This is a genomic window from Bacillus cereus G9842 (assembly GCF_000021305.1).
Taxonomy (GTDB): Bacteria; Bacillota; Bacilli; order Bacillales; family Bacillaceae_G; genus Bacillus_A; species Bacillus_A thuringiensis_S.
Genome location: NC_011772.1, coordinates 3,381,562 through 3,399,300, shown reverse-complemented (window position 1 = coordinate 3,399,300; position 17,739 = coordinate 3,381,562). Strand labels below are relative to the sequence as shown.

Below are 17,739 nucleotides of genomic sequence, written 5' to 3'. Positions count from 1 at the left end.
TTATTTTGTAGAAATAAAAAAGAAATTGTCACCGGATCACCTTTTGATAAAACAGCGTACTTTCAAACATAATATATTCAAATCCTTATGATATATGTAAATAAAAGAGCAGCTAGTGAAAGCTAGCTGCTTAATAAAGAAAAGAGAAGAACTACAGGGACGTTTAAATGAGTTCTGGCTTTCGCCTATCTTTAGTATTGACGGAATGTTTAGTTTTATGCTGAAAAACTTAAGAAGAGCATCTATAAAAAGACCTCTTTAAGGAAGAAATGAGATATTGAAAAGTGAATTAGGTTTTTAAAATTCAAGAAAATATATGACTATTTCATTATAATGTGACGATGAAACATAAAATAGTAGTTAACAAACTGGCCAGTATGGAAGCACAAACTGTGCATTTCAGCAAGGTAGGAACTATTTAATTGGTTTTGTACTGTTAATATTAGTTGCAAGTATTGAGTGGGATCAATGGCAAAATTTATCTTGTCCAATGTATATTATTGGATTTGCATCAATTGTTATATTAAAAATACTACCAGAATCAACATTTACTCCCGTTAAATTGGGAGCAAAAAGATGGTTTCAATTTCCTGTTATTGTTCAAATTCAACCATCGGAGTTTTTCAAAATTGCACTAATTATATTTGTCGCAAATTTAGTAATGAATCATAACGCTCAATATATGATTCGGACATATAAAACTGATTTCCTGTTGGTTGGAAAAATTATGTTAGTCTCAATTCCTCCTATTGCTCTGGTATATAGCCAGCCAGATACAGGGATGGTGTTCTTATACGCAGCATCTATTGTATTTATTCATATCAGGGATTCAAAAGAAATTAATTGCATTTTGTACATTCATTCCGGTAACTCTACTATCTACATTAATATTTACATACGTAAGATATCCAGATTTTTTCTTTAAAGAATTAGTTACTAGGTTAAAACCTCACCAACAATCACGCATTATAGGTTGGCTGAATCCAGCTGAAAATACAGATCAAGGGTATCAAACGCAACAATCTCTTTTAGCTGTTGGAAGTGGCGAATTACATGGAAAAGGATTTGGTCAAGGAAGTGTATATATTCCTGAAAAGCATACTGATTTTATTTTTGCTACCATCGCTGAAGAAGGTGGATTTATAATAGCGGCTCTCGTTGTATTGGTCTTGTTACTTCTTATATATCGAGTAACTATAATTGCATATTCAGCAGAGAATCTGTTTGGTACATTACTATGTGCGGGGCAATTAGTGTTCTAACACTTCGAATCTTCGAAAATATTGGTATAATGCCAGTAAAAGGAATTGCACTTCCTTTTTTATCATATGGAGGAAGTTCACTGTTTTCAAATATGATAATGATCGGGCTTATCTTATCGGTGCATAAAAATTATAAAAAATACATGTTTCAAGTGAAATAAAAGTTAAGAATATGTTATAGATTAATTTGAAGAAATCCCCTTGTGCATCTATATGCACAAGGGGATTTCTATTTTAATAAAGCTGTGACTGTAAAATAGTTGTTATAAAGTGGATTCTCTTATGAAAAGTATGCTGTGTTATCACTTTTGTATGAATTTTTTCAACCATTAATCTTTTTGAAATCGTGTCATCCAAATAAAGAGATACTTTATTTAAACAGTCTTCAAAGCTGTTATAGGATATAATTTCATCTTTATTGAAGAACGATAAAAGATCAGACTTTTCTTCAATAATTTGAAAGCCTTGGCAAGCGGCAATATCAAACGTACGATTATTAATAGTATTATTTTTTACTTTATTTTTATTTTTATTTTGTGGAAATAGATGACTACGATGAGGATTTAAAATAAGACTAGCGTTGTTATAATAGAGCGCAACTTCTTGAGGTGGAATCCATTCTTCTATAATTTTAATTCTTCGGTGATTTTTCCATTTTTTTAATAACTTATTTCTCCAATGTCGGCCAATAATAGTATAGTGATAGGGGGTATTTTCTAAAAGGAAATGTATTAATTTTACTCGGTTTGGATAAGGATAGCCAATGAATAATACTTCACTTTTATATTTTATATTTTTTAGACTAGGTTTAAATACGTCTATATTAGTTGCTAATGGTAAGTGATATACATTGGTATATCCTAAAGCTGTGTAATATTTAAGTGCTTCGCTATCAATAGTAAATATAAAATCAAAGTTATTTAATAGAAGAAGAGAAGTATCTATATAAAATGGATCCTCAGTTAACCAGACAGCTAATTTAATGTTCCATTTTTTAAAATATTGAATTGCTTTTTGTGGTAGATGATTACCTAATAAGGTGAATACAATATCGGGATGAAAAGTTGTTGTAATGAAATCCAATTGTTGTATTAATTCACTCGGTTGTATCGCTAACCATTCGAAATTTTGATCTATAAGTGTTCCTTGTATGCTTTGATCTAGATATTGATAAATTTTTGAGTAACCAGAAGTAATGTATAAGAGTTTCATATTTCAACCCCTGCTTTAGGTTTAAAATATATTATGAGATAAACGTAACACTTTCTATTTCTTTACAACTAATTTTAGTAATACTTGTAGTAGGAGGAGTAACTGAATTTTCCTCTTCTAATGTGACGATACAAGTATTAGGGTTAAAATTTGTAAAAATAGCAGGTCCAATAATATTCCCAGATTTACCAGTCACAGTAACGACTTCGCCTGGCTGTAAATTTTTAAAAATACTACATACTCCACCTGAACAACCAAATAAATTGCATAAGAACAAATTTATTCCTCCTTTAAACAATATACTATATCATATGAAGTTTTGTAGAACGATGTGTAGACAAGTAACCTTTAGAAGAGAAAAAATTTAAATTAAAGCAATTTATTGAAATAATAGGTCAATAGAATGTTACATCTCAGGGGATACTGATTAGATTTTTCATGAAAAAAGACATTCATTAGAATGTCTTAAATATGGATTAAGCTAGAAAAATATGAATCATTTTAAAGAGTGGTTAAAGTAACACTTTCTATATCTTCACAACTTATGAATGTAGTATTGGTAGATGAAGGGGTTATCACATCTTCTTCTTCCAATACTACTGCACATATATTCGGAAAGAACAGTGAAAAAGTAGCAGGTCCAATAATTTGACCTGATCTAGTAGTAATTGTAACAACTGTTCCCGTTGGCCACGAAGAGAATAGAAAACAAGCTAAACCTGTACAATCTGCCATAATAAATCCTCCTAACTTTAAATTTTAATTGAAGTAATAAAGTCCAAACATTTTATAGTGTATGTGGGAGTAACATGAAGTGCTTGGACTAATAGAAATCACTTTCTGGTTTTATCTCTTTATGATCAATGAGATAACTATTAAATCCTACAATACAAAGGTTTAATAAATACAATATGGTCAGAAGGTTTAATGAAAAAGATATTCTATGATATAGTAATTAGCTATTCCAAGGTCAAAATACTGTGAATAGGAATTATAAAGTGAGGAATTTTTCAGAGTAACAAATGGAAGTTTTAATAATGTAACAAAAATTGAACATAATCTTCATTAAAAAAAAGAACACAAATCAGTGCTCTTAGAAAGTAGACTATAGGGCTTTCGGATTAGTATATACTATCATATGCTCGTTTTTTTTAAGGGTGTAAACAAAATTAAATAAAAATAATACATATGAGGTTTTTAAAAGAGTAATAGCTCAACAGGATGGATTTGCATACATATAAACTAAATAACCATAATTTCATTTGTAAATTTATATAAACAAAAATATTTGAAAACAAACTTTTCGCGTTGCTAAATTGAATATTCCGGTTCTTATAAGTGACAAAGGATACTTTGAGAGAGTATTGAGACAAGGATAAACTGTAAGGAAAAATTATATAAGTGATTAATTAATATAAAACCATCCTATTATTGTATATGTGGACACTGGATGTTTCTATGTAGTTTGTTTCAAGTGACTTATAATCCAATGTCTATTGGCATGTGATGTAATTAAATGTAGCTAGAATACAGTATAATATTGAAAAATATAAAGTTTGTAGTGTTTGAAACAAATTAAAGAAGTAACATAAGGAATTTACGCATAAAGTAATGTTGATGGTAAAATTAACAGAATTTTCATTTTAATAAGATAAAAATGTGATGTTTTTAACGTATAATAATTTTACTACGATGAAAATACGGCCACAAATTAGTTAATTTAAAAATTAAATTTAGATAGGAAGAGGATAATGAAGACCAGAGATAGTTATAAAATTATTGTCGTTGGTGCTGGGACTGCAGGACTATCTTCTACTGCACATTTATTAAGAAATATCCCCCTATTGAAAGAAAGTATAGCGATTATTGATCCGTCAAAAAAACATTATTTTCAGCCACTATGGAGTTTAGTGGGGGGAGGAATTGTTTCAAAGGAAAGTACGATGCGTGATCAAGAAGTGCTTATTCCAAAAGGGGCAACTTGGATTCCTAAAAGGGTTGTTAAGTTGTTTCCGGAAGAAAATAAGCTACTTTTAGATGATGGACTGCTGCTTGAGTATGAAATTCTTATTGTAGCAGCCGGTATACAAATAAATTGGGATGGTATTAAAGGCTTGAAGGAGTCTATTGGGACTAATGGGGTTTGTAGCAATTACTCTTATACATATGTTGATTCTACTTGGAGAGAAATTGAAAAATTTAAAGGAGGAAATGCGGTTTTTACCCACCCTAATACTCCTATTAAATGCGGTGGTGCTCCACAAAAGATTATGTATTTGGCAGAAGAGTATTTTTGTAATAGCGGTGTAAGGAACAAAAGTGAAGTAATGTTTTATACTGCGAACGCTAACATATTTCAGGTTCCACGTTATGCTAATACATTAGAACAAGTACTAGAAAGAAAGCAAATAATAACAAATTATAATAAAAACTTAGTAGAAATTATCGCGGAGAAGAAAGAAGCAATTTTTGAAGATACGCAAACACTGAAAAGAGAAACAGTACCGTATAGTATGATTCATGTTGTTCCACCTATGGGGCCACCTAATTTTCTTAAAGAGAGCGAGATAAGTGATCATCAGGGTTGGATAGATATAAGCCCTTATACTTTGCAACATGTACAGTATAAGAATATTTTCGGACTTGGAGATTGTACCAATTTACCCACCTCTAAAACTGGAGCGGCAATTCGAAAACAAATACCGATCTTAAAACAAAATATTATGGACGTACTAAACGGAAGAGATTTGCAGGCTAAATATGATGGGTATACATCTTGTCCGATTATTACAGGATATAAAAGTCTTATACTTGCTGAATTCAACTACGAACATGAGCCTCAAGAAACGTTTCCGTTCAATCAAGCGAAAGAACGGTATAGTATGTTTTTACTTAAAAGATATATGTTGCCATATATGTATTGGAACTTTATGTTGAAAGGAATCCTATAAGGGAAGAGAGAAAGCGGTTATAAAAATTGAAAAGCATTTTGAATTAACTATTTGGAGGGAATAGCTATGCTTTTAAAATATTTTTATGATGAAAAATTAGCACATGCTTCTTATTTAGTTGGTTGTCAGAAGGAAGGCGTAGCAATTGTGATTGATCCAGGTCGCTATATAGAACAATATATAGACTTTGCTAAGAAAGAGGGGATGGAAGTAATTGCTGCGGCTGAAACTCACATTCATGCAGATTTTCTTTCTGGGTCTAGAGAACTTTCTACTCTTTATCATACCAATTTATATGTATCTGATGAAGGTGATTGTGATTGGAAATATCAATATCTTAACGAAGGTCGATATAATTTGGTTAGAGAGGGGACAGAGTTTAAAGTAGGTCATATAAAATTTAATGTAATTCACACACCAGGGCATACACCTGAAAGCATTTCTTTTTTAGTAACTGATACAAGTCAAAATAACTATACGAATGATAAGCCAATAGGAATATTCACAGGTGATTTTATATTTGTAGGAGATATAGGAAGACCCGATTTACTAGAAACCGCTGTAGGTATGAAAGATACCGCAAAAATAGGAGCAAAACAATTATTTGATTCGATACAAAAAATAAAAACACTCCCTGATTATTTGCAAATATGGCCATCACATGGTGCAGGAAGCGCATGTGGAAAAGCATTAGGAGCAATTCCAACTTCTACTTTAGGTTATGAAAAGATGTTCAATTGGGCATTTCAGTGTAATGAAGAAAGTGATTTTGTATCGACTTTATTGACGGGGCAGCCAGAGCCTCCAAGGTATTTTTCTTTAATGAAGAATTTAAATAAGTATGGTCCTCCAATTCGTAAGAAAAGAGAAGTTACTACTATTAATACAATAGAAAAACTTCAAGAAGCTATGAGAAACGTTCAGCAAATAGTTGATATAAGGGATGTAGAGAGTTTTGCTTCTGGTCACATCGAGAAATCAATTAACATACCGTATAACAATTCCTTCACAACCTGGTGTGGATGGTTACTAGATTATAAAACAGAAACTTTAATCATTCTAGATGAGGAAAAGGTTAGAGTGGAGGAGGTTATTAGAGACTTTGAATCTATTGGGTTAGATAATAGTATTGCTTTTGCACCCTTACAAGTTATAAAAAGACTTGATAGATTTGAAAGTTATAAAGAAAAAACATCAATTGAATTATATCCGCATATAAAAGATGGAAGTGTTAAGGTAATCGACGTGCGTAGTAAAAAAGAGTGGGAGGAAGGACATCTTTATGATGCAATACATATCCCTTTAGGAAATCTATTTAAGCAGCTAGATTGCATACCAAAAGATTGCCCAATCGTTTTACAATGTCGAACCGGATTGCGCTCTGCTATAGCAGCTAGTATTTTACAAAGAGCTGGTATAAAGGAAGTGGTGAATCTAAAGGGAGGATTTCTTGCATGGAAAAAAGAAAGGCTTCCTTATACAACAAGCAATCTCAATGTGTAGGAAAATATTATTACAATAGTAAAGAAGGTCGCCATTCACGGCGACCTTCTTTACTATGCGTTATACCCAAATAATTTTAAATCTTCTCCAGACCCTGAAATAATCCTCTCAAATCGTAATCCTACTTTTTCTAAAAGCTTTCCTGAGGCGATGTTATCTATAGAAGTAATTGCTACAATTCGATTCATGCCGAGCTTTTGTACACCGTATTCGATTATTGCAGAAGCTGACTCGTAGCCATATCCTTTTGAACGGAATGTTTCTAAAAAGGCAAATCCGATATCAACGTCTTCTAATGAATCTCTTTTAATAAGGCCACACATACCAAGTGGAGTGAGATCTTCTTTTCGTTCTACTAAGTAAAGGCCAAATCCGAGTTTGTTATACATATCGATGGGACCGTTTACAATATAATTTTTTGCATCTTCTAAGTTTCTAACTCCTTTGTCACCGATAAACTGAATCCATGCAGGATCGTTTACTAACTCAAGAATAAAAGGAGCGTCTTTTATATCAAACCAACGAAGGTTAAGACGTTCTGTTTTAAGAACTATCAATGATTACACCACCTTTAAAAAGTTATAACAATTAGTATGGATTGTGTAAAACAAAAGTGCAACATATTTTAATGGGGCTTTGTTTGTTCACATAAAGTTCGTTTGTTTTGTATAGAGAGATATTTTATAATTAGGATTGATTGTAAAGAGTGAGGTGCTTATACAATGACTCCTAGGTGACTAGGAGTTTTTACTATATAACTATCATTATTACTAAATATGACACACTACACATTCTACTCAAGGAGGTACATAATGAAGAAATTATATAATGCATCGTTTACGTATTTGATTATCGGTTTATTATCAGGGATTTTCGCTAGGGAGTATGGTAAGTATAAAGGGATTTTAGGATCTACTTTGTTAAATCTTTTGCATACACATACACTTGTACTTGGCTTTTTCTTCTTTTTAATTGCTTTAGGATTAGCAAAAGTATTCGCGTTTCATGAAGTGCAAGGGTTTAATAAGTGGTTTGTTTTACATAACATTGCATTAACATTAATGTTAGGTTCGCTAGCAGCGAGAGGGCTTCTTCAGTTAAATGGAGCTGACTTTAAAGGGTTAACTTATATTGTAGGATTTTCTCATTCGTTGATGGCAGTTACTTTAATTTGGTTTATGTTGTTAATAAAGAAATCGTTTAAAATGTAGTGAAAAAGAACTTGTAGCGTGTGCTGCAGGTTCTTTTTTGTATGTTCAGGTTTAATAATCTTATTTTTCTAATTATTTTGTATAAAGATGGTATACTTGTTTTAAAATTAAAAAGGAGAGTTGATTATGGAAATAACAATTGAACATGTAGTAAATGAATTAAAAGGCATACTTCCTGAAGATCGAGTAGTAATAAATATGACAGTACGAGAGTTACATAGTAAAGATGAATCTTATCATACTAGTAGTTTACCTGATGTAGTTGTTTTTCCAAAAACGACCGAAGAAGTTAGCGCGATAATGAAAATAGCGATTCAGCACGGAACAGCTGTCGTTCCATTTGGAGTAGGGTCCAGTTTAGAGGGACATGTAATTCCTTACGAAAAAGGAATTACAATGGACTTTTCTCTTATGAACAAAATACTTGAAATAAGAGAAAAGGATTTTCTTGTGAGAGTACAGCCAGGGGTGACGCGCTCTCAGCTTAATAAAGAATTGAAAAAGTATGGATTATTTTTTAGTGTAGACCCAGGAGCTGATGCAACGTTAGGAGGAATGGCTGCTACAAACGCGAGCGGAACGACAGCAGTAAAGTATGGTGTAATGCGTGATCAAGTTCGAGATTTAGAAGTCGTTCTTGCGGATGGAGGGGTAATACATACCGGGAATTTAGCGGCGAAGTCATCATCAGGTTATCATTTAAATGGTATTTTCGTAGGATCAGAAGGAACACTTGGATGTTTCACGGAGTTAACTTTAAAAGTATACGGTATACCAGAACATGTTATGGCTGCGAGGGCATCGTTTCCAACTATAAATGATGCAGTAGAAGCTGTAATTAACATATTACAAGCAGGTATTCCAATCGCGAGAATTGAACTCGTTGATGAATTATCTATGAAACAAGTAAATCATTACAATGAAACAAGTTACAGAGAAGAACCGACACTATTTTTAGAGTTTCACGGCAATGAAGCAGGGTTAAAGCAAGATATTGAATTTACAAAAGAAATCGTTCTTGATCATAAATGTAAAGAAATTGCGTTTGAGACGGAAACAGCAGCAAGAAATAAACTGTGGGATGCAAGGCATAACTTAGCGTACTCTTACGTGCATAGTTATCCTGGTAAAAAGCTAATGAGTACAGACGTATGTGTGCCAATTTCGGAATTAGCTGGCGCGATTCAACATGCGAAAGAGGTATTAGATAAAGTAGGGCTTATTGGCGGTATTCTAGGTCATGTTGGAGATGGGAATTTCCATGTACTCTTAATGATTGACACAAATGATAAAGAGGAAGTAAAGAAGGCAGACGAAATAAACGAAAGTATCGTTCTGTATGCTCTTAAACGAGGAGGAACATGTACAGGAGAACATGGCGTTGGAATCGGAAAACGAAAGTATCAAGAAGAAGAACATGGGGCGGCATTATGTGTAATGGAGAAAATAAAGAAAGCTCTTGATCCGCAAAATATTTTGAATCCGAATAAGGTGTTTCAATTAAAAGATAGGGGCTGATCGGGTGAAAGTACTAGAAGCGATAAGTAATATAGCTGGAAAGTATTTTGCATTTTGGGTTATTTGTATTGCAGCTATTGCATATTTCATTCCCGCGCCATTTCTCGGGTTAACTAGTTACATAACGATTTTACTTGGGGTTGTCATGTTTGGGATGGGATTAACATTGAAGGCTGTTGATTTCAAAATCATAGCTACAAAACCATTAGCAGTTATTATCGGTGTATGTGCTCAGTTTATTATTATGCCACTTGTCGCATACGTACTAGCCTACGTTATGAATCTGCCAGCGGAATTAGCAGCTGGGTTAGTGTTGCTCGGTTCAGTACCGGGTGGCACTGCATCAAATGTTATGGTTTATTTAGCAAAAGGGAACTTAGCGTTGTCTATTGCAATGACTTCAGTATCAACGTTACTAGCACCAATTGCTACACCGCTCATTCTACTATTACTTGCAGGGCAATGGATGCCAGTAAATGCTATGTCCATGTTTCTTTCTATCGTACAAGTCATTATTGCGCCTATTATTTTAGGACTAGTAGTGAAAAAGTTTTTCCCTCATATCGTTAATAAAGGAATGACTGTTATTCCTTTAATATCAGTTGTAGCAATTATCATAATTGTTTCTGCAGTTGTTTCAGCAAATGTAAGTAGCGTTACTTCTTCAGGACTTCTTATCTTTATTGCGGTGATGCTCCATAATGCTTTCGGTTTTTTGCTCGGATATATAACTGCGTTCGTACTTGGACTAGACGAAGGGACAAGAAGGGCTATTTCAATAGAAGTAGGAATGCAAAATTCAGGTTTAGGTGTTGCACTGGCGACAGCGCATTTTGGACCGGCGGCTGCACTCCCAAGTGTATTAGCGGCAGTATGGCATAACATTGCAGGGCCAATATTAGCAACCATCTGGTCAAAAAATGCAAAAAATGAAAAGAATACTTTTAGCGATGAAAATGTATTAATAAATATAGAAAAATAGGAATGATAAATAATGCAAAAACGTATTGTACATTTTGAAGGAATGGTTGTATTTTTAGCCGCGATTTATATGTATTCGATCTATGAGTTTAGTTGGATTATATTTTTTGTATTCCTTTTAGCGCCGGATCTATCAATGTTAGCATATGGGATTAATAATCACGTTGGTGCGAAAATATATAATGTATGTCACACATATATCATATCCATATTAATTGTTCTAATAGGTGTCTATTTTAAGATAGATACCGTTATAATGATTGGCTTAATATGGACAGCACATATTGGAATGGATCGAATGTTTGGATATGGATTGAAATATGAGACGGATTTTAAGGATACTCATATTCAGAGGTTATAAGAAAAAGTATTCATATTTACAGCGGGTCTATTAAAATATTGAACAAAATTCAGTGAATGAATTTTGTTCAATTGTTGAGAAATATATATATAGATAGATACAAATAATCGAATTATGTTATTTTTATGATAATTAAAAGAAGGAGAGTGGATTTGATGAATATACAAATCACTGGCAATGAATTAATTAATAAGATGCTGAATGATTGGTATCGAGATATTAGAGCTCAACGTATAAGTGAAGCAAAAAAATTAAAAGAAGAGATCGATAAAAAGCTTTATATTATCGAATCAGATGTAAAGGTTTCATTTCACTATTATCTGTTAGAATTTCGATATAAAGTGCTAATAGATGGTTTAGGTAATTTGAAAAAAGCTTTTGATAAAATAGATGCATTGCCTAAACCGAATGATGAATATTCTAATTATTATTATTATTTATTCAAAGCCATTCATTATACAATTCTTACTAATTATAGTGAAGCTAGCAACTATTTTGAAAAAGCTGAAGGGTTATTAGAGCATATTTCAGATGAAATTGAATATGCAGAGTTTAATTATAGAGTTGCTATATTAAAATACCACTTGCATTACGCATATTCAGCTATTGAATACGCTTCAAAGGCAAGAGATATCTTTGTTAAACAAGCAGGGTATGAAGTGAACATAGCGCTGTGCGAAAATATATTAGGATTATCTTTTTCGGAATTAAAGCAGCATGATAAAGGTGAGGAATATATTGCGTCAGCAATAAACATTTTACAAAAAAATGATGCTGAAATGTTAGTATTAAGAATCAGACATAATTTAGGTTTATTGTATGCGAGTCAAAATCTTTCAGTTTTAGCAATTAGACACTTATCTGAGGTTTCTAAAAAAATGCCTACTCATTATAAAGCAATCTTTTTAGAGGCAAGAGAATATTATAAATTAGGTGAAATAGAAAAAGCGAAGGAATTAATTGAAAGTGGATTGAAGGTTTGTGAGGAATTAAAAAATGATGAATATAGATATCACTTTTTAATTCTAAAGGGATTTTGTCAGCATTTAGAGGTAGAAAAAATAGAAAAAATTATTCTTGAAGGTTTTTCTTACTTTGAAAGAAAAAATTTATCGGAGTATATTCACGAATATACCGAAAGTCTGGCATTAGAGTTTCATAAGGTAGGTAATATAGAAAAAGCAGAAAAGTATTTTTTTATGAGTTATGAAATAAAAAAGAGAATATTTGAAAAAGAAGCATTAAAATAAAGAAAAAACTTGGATTATCTATAATGGGAATAGCAGCTGGAGTTATGGGGTTTTATGGTAGAAGGTCTTTGCAATAAATTAGCTCACAGTGGATATGGTAGAATGTTTATAATTATAAAACCTAATGAAAATCCATATGCTGTCTCTGAAGATACAACGATGCCTGCAAAACAAATCTTCTATTGAACGTGGGTAATTAAACAAGTCACAAATTATAATTTGTGACTTGTTTAAGGTTGGATACTAAATGTGTTGCTTTCAATATTGAAAGCAACTTTTAAGTTTGTGATTAATAGTTAACTTAATAAATTTTGGGTTAAAATAAAAACAAATTTTTAATCAAGTCCCACAAAAAGTACGATAAGGGCGATTCGTCGGTGCAGGCGGAATGCAGTATTCTTCTTGATCTGTAGAATACGCATAAGGGTTTGATAAAGCTTCAAGAAGTTTCTCCATTACGCTATAGTCGTCATTTGTAACAGCTGCTTCTAGTGCTTCTTCTACACGGTGGTTCCTTGGGATGATTGATGGGTTATTATTTTTCATCATTTCGTAGGCGTTTTCTTTCGATTGTTCTTGTCTTTTTAATCGAGATTGCCACAGTTTGTACCAATCTTTATATTCAGGACTTTCAAATAGAGCTGTATTTTCAATAGCATCAAGAGTTAATGAACGGAATGTATTTGTATAATCTGCTTTATATTTCTCCATCATTTTTAAAAGTTGCTCAATAAGTGGTTGATCTTGTTCTTCGGTACTAAATAGTCCTAATTTCTTTTTCATTCCAAGGAACCAATGGTTTTCATACTGTACGCTAAATTTCGAAATTTCGTCTTGGGCGATCTTTAATGCTTCTTCTTCATCTTCGTGCAGAATTGGTATTAAAGATTCTGCTAATCGAGCGAGGTCCCATGCGGCCATATATGGTTGATTTCCATATGCATAACGACCTTGTGTGTCAATAGAGCTAAATACGGTTCCTTGATTGTAATTGTCCATAAATGCACAAGGACCGTAATCAATTGTTTCGCCACTAATCGTTATATTGTCAGTGTTCATTACACCGTGGATAAATCCAACAAGTTGCCATTTTGCGATAAGACTGGCTTGTCTTTTAATGACTTCTTGTAGTAATGCAGTATATCGGTTTTCATGAGCTTCAATTTCTGGGTAATGCCTTTTTATCGTATAGTCAGCTAGTGATTTCAGGTCCTCTATTGAACCACGAGCTGCAGCATATTGAAATGTACCGACGCGTATATGGCTACTAGCTACTCTAGTTAAAATTGCTCCAGGTAACTTTGTTTCACGATATGTTGCTTCACCAGTTGTGACAACTGCTAAACTGCGAGTAGTCGGAATATCAAGTGCATACATTGCCTCACTAATGATATATTCACGTAGCATCGGACCGAGTGCAGCACGGCCATCTCCTCGGCGTGAATAGGGAGTAGGGCCAGAACCTTTCAGTTGAATATCGAAACGCTCACCTGAAGGAGTAATTTGTTCGCCAATTAAAAGAGCACGACCGTCGCCTAACATATTAAAATGTCCGAATTGATGGCCAGCATATGCTTGAGCTAATGGATGAGCTCCTTCTGGGAGTGCATTACCAGCGAAAATAGCAATTTCAGCTTCCTTTTTCAGTTCTTCAGGGGTCAAGCCAAGAGATATCGCTAATGAATGGTTTAGTTTAACTAACTCCGGTGAACTTACGGGAGTAGGGGGGATTTCTGTATAAAATGATTGTGGTAAAGTCGTATAACTATTATCTAAATTCCAACCTGTTTCATTATTTTTAGTCATTGTATCTCCTCCTTTTTGTATTTTAAGTTATGTATTTGTACGTATGTATTCTTTGTAAAGTTAACTAAAAGTATAATATAATATTTCCCCTTGCAATCTATTGTAAGGACTTCATTGCACTATGTCTATTTAACAGCAAATTTAAAACCTCCATTTTAAGAAAATGGAGGTTTTATTATTATTTAATTTTTACAATTATTTTTCCTTTTGCTCTTCCAGACTCTGAATATTCCATTGCTTTTTGCGCATCTTCAAAAGGGAAGACTCGATCGATTACCGGTTTGATTTTTCCGGCTTCAATATAGTTTGCAATAGTACGTAATTGATCCCCGCTTGGCTTCATAAATAAAAATGAATATTGAGCATTATGCTTTTTTTCAAGTGCAGTAAGTTTTTTGCTGGCTAATGAAAATAAGAGAGTTTTAAAGAATCCTGAACCAAATTCTTTACCGAAGCGTGCATTCGGCATACCTGAAACGGAAACAATGTTTCCTCTGCTTTTTATAATATTGAATGATTTTTCAAGCGTTGCACCGCCGATTGTATCAAATACCGCATCATAATTTTTTAGTATATCTTCAAATTTTTCTGTTTTGTAATTAATAATTTCATCTGCGCCAAGAGACGTTACTAAATTTGCACCAGCTTCACTAGCAGTCGTTGTAACAGTAGCACCCATTATTTTTGCTAACTGAATTGCGAAAGTACCAACACCACCGGATCCAGCGTGAATTAAAATCTTTTGTCCTTTTTGTAATTGCATGATGTCATGTAATGCTTGATATGATGTTAAGCCAACAAGTGGAATCGAAGCAGCTTCCTCAAAACTTAAATTTTTCGGCTTTAAAGCTATATCATCTTCATGAATGGCTATATACTCCGCGAAAGTACCAATCATATTTTTTCTTGGACGAGCATATATTGCATCACCAACTTTAAAACGAGTTACTTTTGATCCAACCTTCGTGATGACACCGGCAAAGTCATTACCAAGGATTAGGGGCATTTCATATTTCAGTAACATTTTTACTTTTCCGTCGCGTATTTTAAAATCAATTGGGTTAATACTAGCTGCATGAATTTCTGCGAGCACCTCATACTCTTTTATTTCAGGAGTAGGTACCTCTGCCATACGCATTGGGACTTTTCCATATCTATCAATTATCATTGCTTTCATTTCTTATACCTCCAAGTTTTAATAAAAGTTTTGCAATAGCTTCTCAATATCTAATACAAGATTTTTTAATAAACCTAATTTTGTACGTATATCAATATAATAAAAATTCTTTGTACCTTCTTTTCTCATTAAAATAATGCCAGCTTCTCGTAAAATCTTAAGGTGATGTGATACTGCTGGACGGGAAAGGTGTGTTTGCTTCGTGATTTCTCCTACACGTAATCCTGTTTGACATTCCGTTTCCATTAGCACTAATAAAATAGCTTGACGTGTTTCATCACCAATTGCCAATAATACTTTTTGAGAATCAATAAAATCTTTTTTTATAATATTTAATTGTTCTTGTTTATTCATTTCAATCACTTTGCCTCCTGCTAATTAGTCGAAAGGTTTAAGATAACGAACCATTACTTCGATACGGTAATGCTACATGATTGTTGTATGAGGTGCAATATTGGGAAAGAAAATCGAGACGAATGAATTTTTTATTTTTGAAAATTATAGGGAGATAGAAAAGGGATTGGAAGGACTACATAACACAATAGATGAAGTTTTAAAAACAAAAAATGATGTAACAATAAAATAAGCGGTCGTAACCTTGTATAATCCATAAGGTTACGACCGTTTATAATGTTTTTATTATTTTTGATTTTTACGATAGAACATAGTTCAACGTAAAGTACGTTCTTTTGTTTTACACTTTCATACAGATATAATTCAGGTGGATTATATCTGTATGAAAAGGTAAAAGGGATTTTGGGGCGTAATCTATCTATATGATAATTCAAAATGAAATATAAGTCTATATTTTAATGTTTTTTTTGATTATATTTATGTCACTGAGCTCAGAACAATGATGTGGAGGGTAAATATATGAAATCGAATTATGTACCAGTTTTAATTGTTGGAGGGGGATTATCTGGGTTAGCGTCTGCGTTATTTCTTGCAAAACATAACATTGAGTACTTACTTATTGAAAGGCATCCGTCTACTGCCATTCATCCGAAAGCAGGCGGTCTTACTTTACGTACAATGGAGTTATTTCGAGAATTAGGCTTGGAACAAAGAATTAAATTGGCAGGTAAAGCATTAGAGAACTGCCGAGGAAGAATAGCGGTTCATACAATAGCTGAGGCGAATAAAGAAGAATTGGAACAAATGAGAGCGACGCAATACAGAAACGATGAAGAGTTACTTCAAAAAATAGAAAAGATTAGTCCATCAAAACAAACTGCATGTTATCAAATTATTTTAGAAGAGATGATGTTACAAGAAGCAAAAACGCTAGGCGGGCAACTATCTTTTTATCATGAATTAGTTTCATTTGAACAAAATGAAAACGGGGCAAAAGCAAAGATTCGAAATCGTGAAACAGAAAAAGAAAGTGTCATACATTGTGACTATGTAATTGCAGCGGATGGAGCGAAAAGTAAAATACGTGAGCAGTTAGGGATTAAAACTGAGGGGCGTGGAACCATTGGTGGCTATTATATGAATATTTATTTTGAAGCTGATTTAAGAGAGTTTATACAAGGAGACGCATTCGGTTTTTCGATGGTACTTCATCCGGAGGTTCTTGGTGCACTTATCCCAGTTGATAACGTAAAAAAATGGATTTATCATGTAGCCTACGATCCATTAAAAGGAGAGGGGCTAGAGGACTTCACTATAGAACGTTGTAAACAAATTATTCAAATAGCAATTGGAAGTACAAATGTTGAATCAAAAATATTAAGTGTTTTACCGTGGGAAGCGGCCGAAAGTACAGCGGTGAAATTTCAAGGAAATCGAACCTTTTTAGTTGGAGATTCAGCACATATTATGCCGCCAACAGGAGGATTTGGTTCAAATACAGGAATACAAGATGCGCATAACTTAGCTTGGAAATTAGCGGCTGTTATAAAAGGGAAGGCAAAACCAAAATTGTTAGAAACATATCATGAAGAGAGACACTCTGTTGCAAAATTAACGACAGCTTATGCAAGTAGTTTACTGTTTCGTGCTGCGAATAGAGAGGAAGGCAGTTTGAATAATATGGATGTTTTAGCTGTTACAGTTGGATATCAGTATTGTTCAGAGGCAATTATAGATAATTCAGTCACTCCACATAGAATGGATAGCATAGAGTTGAACGGGAGACCTGGAACACGAGCACCGCATTTATGGGGAACGTATGAAGGAAAGAAAGTTTCTACATTAGACTTATTCGGTAACAGTTTTGTATTACTTACAGGAGTAGAAAATAGTTCTTGGGCTGAGGCAGCACATGCTGTTTCAGCTAAATTAGGAATAAATATAAAAGGGTATCGTGTTGGCTTAAGTGGAGACTTTGTTGTTCCAGAAGATATTTTTAGCAAATTATATGGTATAGAGAATGGAGGTGCTGTATTAATTAGACCAGATGGCTTTATCGGATGGCGTTCGGAAAAAACGGTAGTAAATCCAGATATAGTATTGGAAGAGGTAATGAGAAATTTATTATGTGATTTTTAAGTAACTACAGAAAT

18 protein-coding genes and 1 pseudogene are annotated in these 17,739 nt (G+C 33.3%); 12 read left to right on the top strand and 7 right to left on the bottom strand.

Annotation, left to right across the window (positions count from 1 at the left end):
- Nucleotides 1–421: 421 nt before the first annotated feature.
- Nucleotides 422–1,262: pseudogene (locus BCG9842_RS17075) on the top strand (FtsW/RodA/SpoVE family cell cycle protein).
- Nucleotides 1,238–1,423 (top strand): FtsW/RodA/SpoVE family cell cycle protein, encoded by a 186-nt coding sequence (locus BCG9842_RS32060; RefSeq protein WP_367399326.1) that lies wholly within the window; start codon nucleotides 1,238–1,240, stop codon nucleotides 1,421–1,423. Before BCG9842_RS17075 ends, BCG9842_RS32060 begins: the two are co-directional and overlap by 25 nt.
- Nucleotides 1,424–1,496: 73 nt before the next feature.
- On the opposite strand, the gene BCG9842_RS17070 is transcribed toward BCG9842_RS32060, so the two are convergent.
- The 3 genes from BCG9842_RS17070 to BCG9842_RS17060 all read right to left on the bottom strand — a co-directional run bounded on the left by BCG9842_RS17070 (nucleotide 1,497) and on the right by BCG9842_RS17060 (nucleotide 3,209).
- A complete protein-coding gene (locus tag BCG9842_RS17070; protein ID WP_000772272.1) occupies nucleotides 1,497–2,474 on the bottom strand; it encodes a CgeB family protein in 978 nt (325 codons plus the stop codon).
- A 31-nt stretch (nucleotides 2,475–2,505) separates the two neighbouring features.
- On the bottom strand, nucleotides 2,506–2,751 hold the full coding sequence (locus BCG9842_RS17065; RefSeq protein WP_000477970.1) for a hypothetical protein: 246 nt from the start codon (nucleotides 2,749–2,751) through the stop codon (nucleotides 2,506–2,508).
- Between the two features lie 224 nt (nucleotides 2,752–2,975).
- On the bottom strand, nucleotides 2,976–3,209 hold the full coding sequence (locus tag BCG9842_RS17060) for a hypothetical protein (protein ID WP_000752669.1): 234 nt from the start codon (nucleotides 3,207–3,209) through the stop codon (nucleotides 2,976–2,978).
- A 1,016-nt stretch (nucleotides 3,210–4,225) separates the two neighbouring features.
- Between BCG9842_RS17060 and BCG9842_RS17055 the strand changes: the two genes are divergently transcribed.
- Both BCG9842_RS17055 and BCG9842_RS17050 read left to right on the top strand, forming a co-directional pair.
- Nucleotides 4,226–5,425 carry an FAD/NAD(P)-binding oxidoreductase gene (locus BCG9842_RS17055; RefSeq protein ID WP_000857328.1) on the top strand — a complete coding sequence of 400 codons (1,200 nt, stop codon included), beginning with the start codon at nucleotides 4,226–4,228 and terminating at the stop codon, nucleotides 5,423–5,425.
- 66 nt (nucleotides 5,426–5,491) lie between these two features.
- The gene (locus BCG9842_RS17050; protein WP_000925289.1) at nucleotides 5,492–6,928 is read left to right on the top strand and encodes an MBL fold metallo-hydrolase; all 1,437 of its coding nucleotides are present in this window, start codon (nucleotides 5,492–5,494) and stop codon (nucleotides 6,926–6,928) included.
- A 53-nt stretch (nucleotides 6,929–6,981) separates the two neighbouring features.
- Here BCG9842_RS17050 and BCG9842_RS17045 read toward each other — a convergent pair whose 3' ends face one another.
- The gene (locus tag BCG9842_RS17045) at nucleotides 6,982–7,485 is read right to left on the bottom strand and encodes a GNAT family N-acetyltransferase (protein ID WP_000636434.1); all 504 of its coding nucleotides are present in this window, start codon (nucleotides 7,483–7,485) and stop codon (nucleotides 6,982–6,984) included.
- Nucleotides 7,486–7,740: 255 nt separating this feature from the next.
- On the opposite strand from BCG9842_RS17045, the gene BCG9842_RS17040 reads away from it, so the two are divergent.
- The 6 genes from BCG9842_RS17040 (at nucleotide 7,741) to BCG9842_RS31815 (ending at nucleotide 12,435) form a co-directional block, all read left to right on the top strand.
- Entirely contained in the window at nucleotides 7,741–8,139 is a 399-nt protein-coding gene (locus BCG9842_RS17040; RefSeq protein WP_000737896.1) for a DUF2871 family protein, read from the top strand.
- A gap of 126 nt (nucleotides 8,140–8,265) precedes the next feature.
- Complete coding sequence (locus BCG9842_RS17035; protein ID WP_000406576.1) at nucleotides 8,266–9,657, top strand: FAD-binding oxidoreductase; 1,392 nt, start codon at nucleotides 8,266–8,268, stop codon at nucleotides 9,655–9,657.
- A gap of 4 nt (nucleotides 9,658–9,661) precedes the next feature.
- Nucleotides 9,662–10,639: a bile acid:sodium symporter family protein gene (locus BCG9842_RS17030; protein WP_000865816.1), complete on the top strand. Its 978-nt coding sequence runs from the start codon at nucleotides 9,662–9,664 to the stop codon at nucleotides 10,637–10,639.
- A 12-nt stretch (nucleotides 10,640–10,651) separates the two neighbouring features.
- Nucleotides 10,652–10,999 carry a DUF4260 domain-containing protein gene (locus BCG9842_RS17025; protein ID WP_001172057.1) on the top strand — a complete coding sequence of 116 codons (348 nt, stop codon included), beginning with the start codon at nucleotides 10,652–10,654 and terminating at the stop codon, nucleotides 10,997–10,999.
- Nucleotides 11,000–11,154: 155 nt separating this feature from the next.
- A complete protein-coding gene (locus tag BCG9842_RS17020) occupies nucleotides 11,155–12,249 on the top strand; it encodes a response regulator aspartate phosphatase (RefSeq protein WP_001025501.1) in 1,095 nt (364 codons plus the stop codon).
- Nucleotides 12,250–12,303: 54 nt separating this feature from the next.
- On the top strand, nucleotides 12,304–12,435 hold the full coding sequence (locus tag BCG9842_RS31815; protein ID WP_000229165.1) for a hypothetical protein: 132 nt from the start codon (nucleotides 12,304–12,306) through the stop codon (nucleotides 12,433–12,435).
- A 153-nt stretch (nucleotides 12,436–12,588) separates the two neighbouring features.
- Here BCG9842_RS31815 and BCG9842_RS17015 read toward each other — a convergent pair whose 3' ends face one another.
- The 3 genes from BCG9842_RS17015 to BCG9842_RS17005 all read right to left on the bottom strand — a co-directional run bounded on the left by BCG9842_RS17015 (nucleotide 12,589) and on the right by BCG9842_RS17005 (nucleotide 15,595).
- Nucleotides 12,589–14,055, bottom strand: coding sequence for a protein adenylyltransferase SelO (locus BCG9842_RS17015; RefSeq protein ID WP_000164912.1), 1,467 nt, complete (start codon nucleotides 14,053–14,055; stop codon nucleotides 12,589–12,591).
- Between the two features lie 178 nt (nucleotides 14,056–14,233).
- A complete protein-coding gene (locus BCG9842_RS17010) occupies nucleotides 14,234–15,232 on the bottom strand; it encodes an NADP-dependent oxidoreductase (RefSeq protein WP_000646433.1) in 999 nt (332 codons plus the stop codon).
- Nucleotides 15,233–15,250: 18 nt separating this feature from the next.
- Nucleotides 15,251–15,595, bottom strand: a complete 345-nt coding sequence (locus BCG9842_RS17005) for an ArsR/SmtB family transcription factor (RefSeq protein ID WP_000571870.1) — start codon at nucleotides 15,593–15,595, stop codon at nucleotides 15,251–15,253.
- 91 nt (nucleotides 15,596–15,686) lie between these two features.
- Between BCG9842_RS17005 and BCG9842_RS31810 the strand changes: the two genes are divergently transcribed.
- Together BCG9842_RS31810 and BCG9842_RS16995 are read left to right on the top strand one after the other, a co-directional pair.
- The gene (locus BCG9842_RS31810) at nucleotides 15,687–15,818 is read left to right on the top strand and encodes a hypothetical protein (protein ID WP_000516656.1); all 132 of its coding nucleotides are present in this window, start codon (nucleotides 15,687–15,689) and stop codon (nucleotides 15,816–15,818) included.
- A gap of 287 nt (nucleotides 15,819–16,105) precedes the next feature.
- Complete coding sequence (locus BCG9842_RS16995) at nucleotides 16,106–17,725, top strand: FAD-dependent oxidoreductase (protein WP_000841683.1); 1,620 nt, start codon at nucleotides 16,106–16,108, stop codon at nucleotides 17,723–17,725.
- The last annotated feature ends 14 nt before the right edge of the window (nucleotides 17,726–17,739 follow it).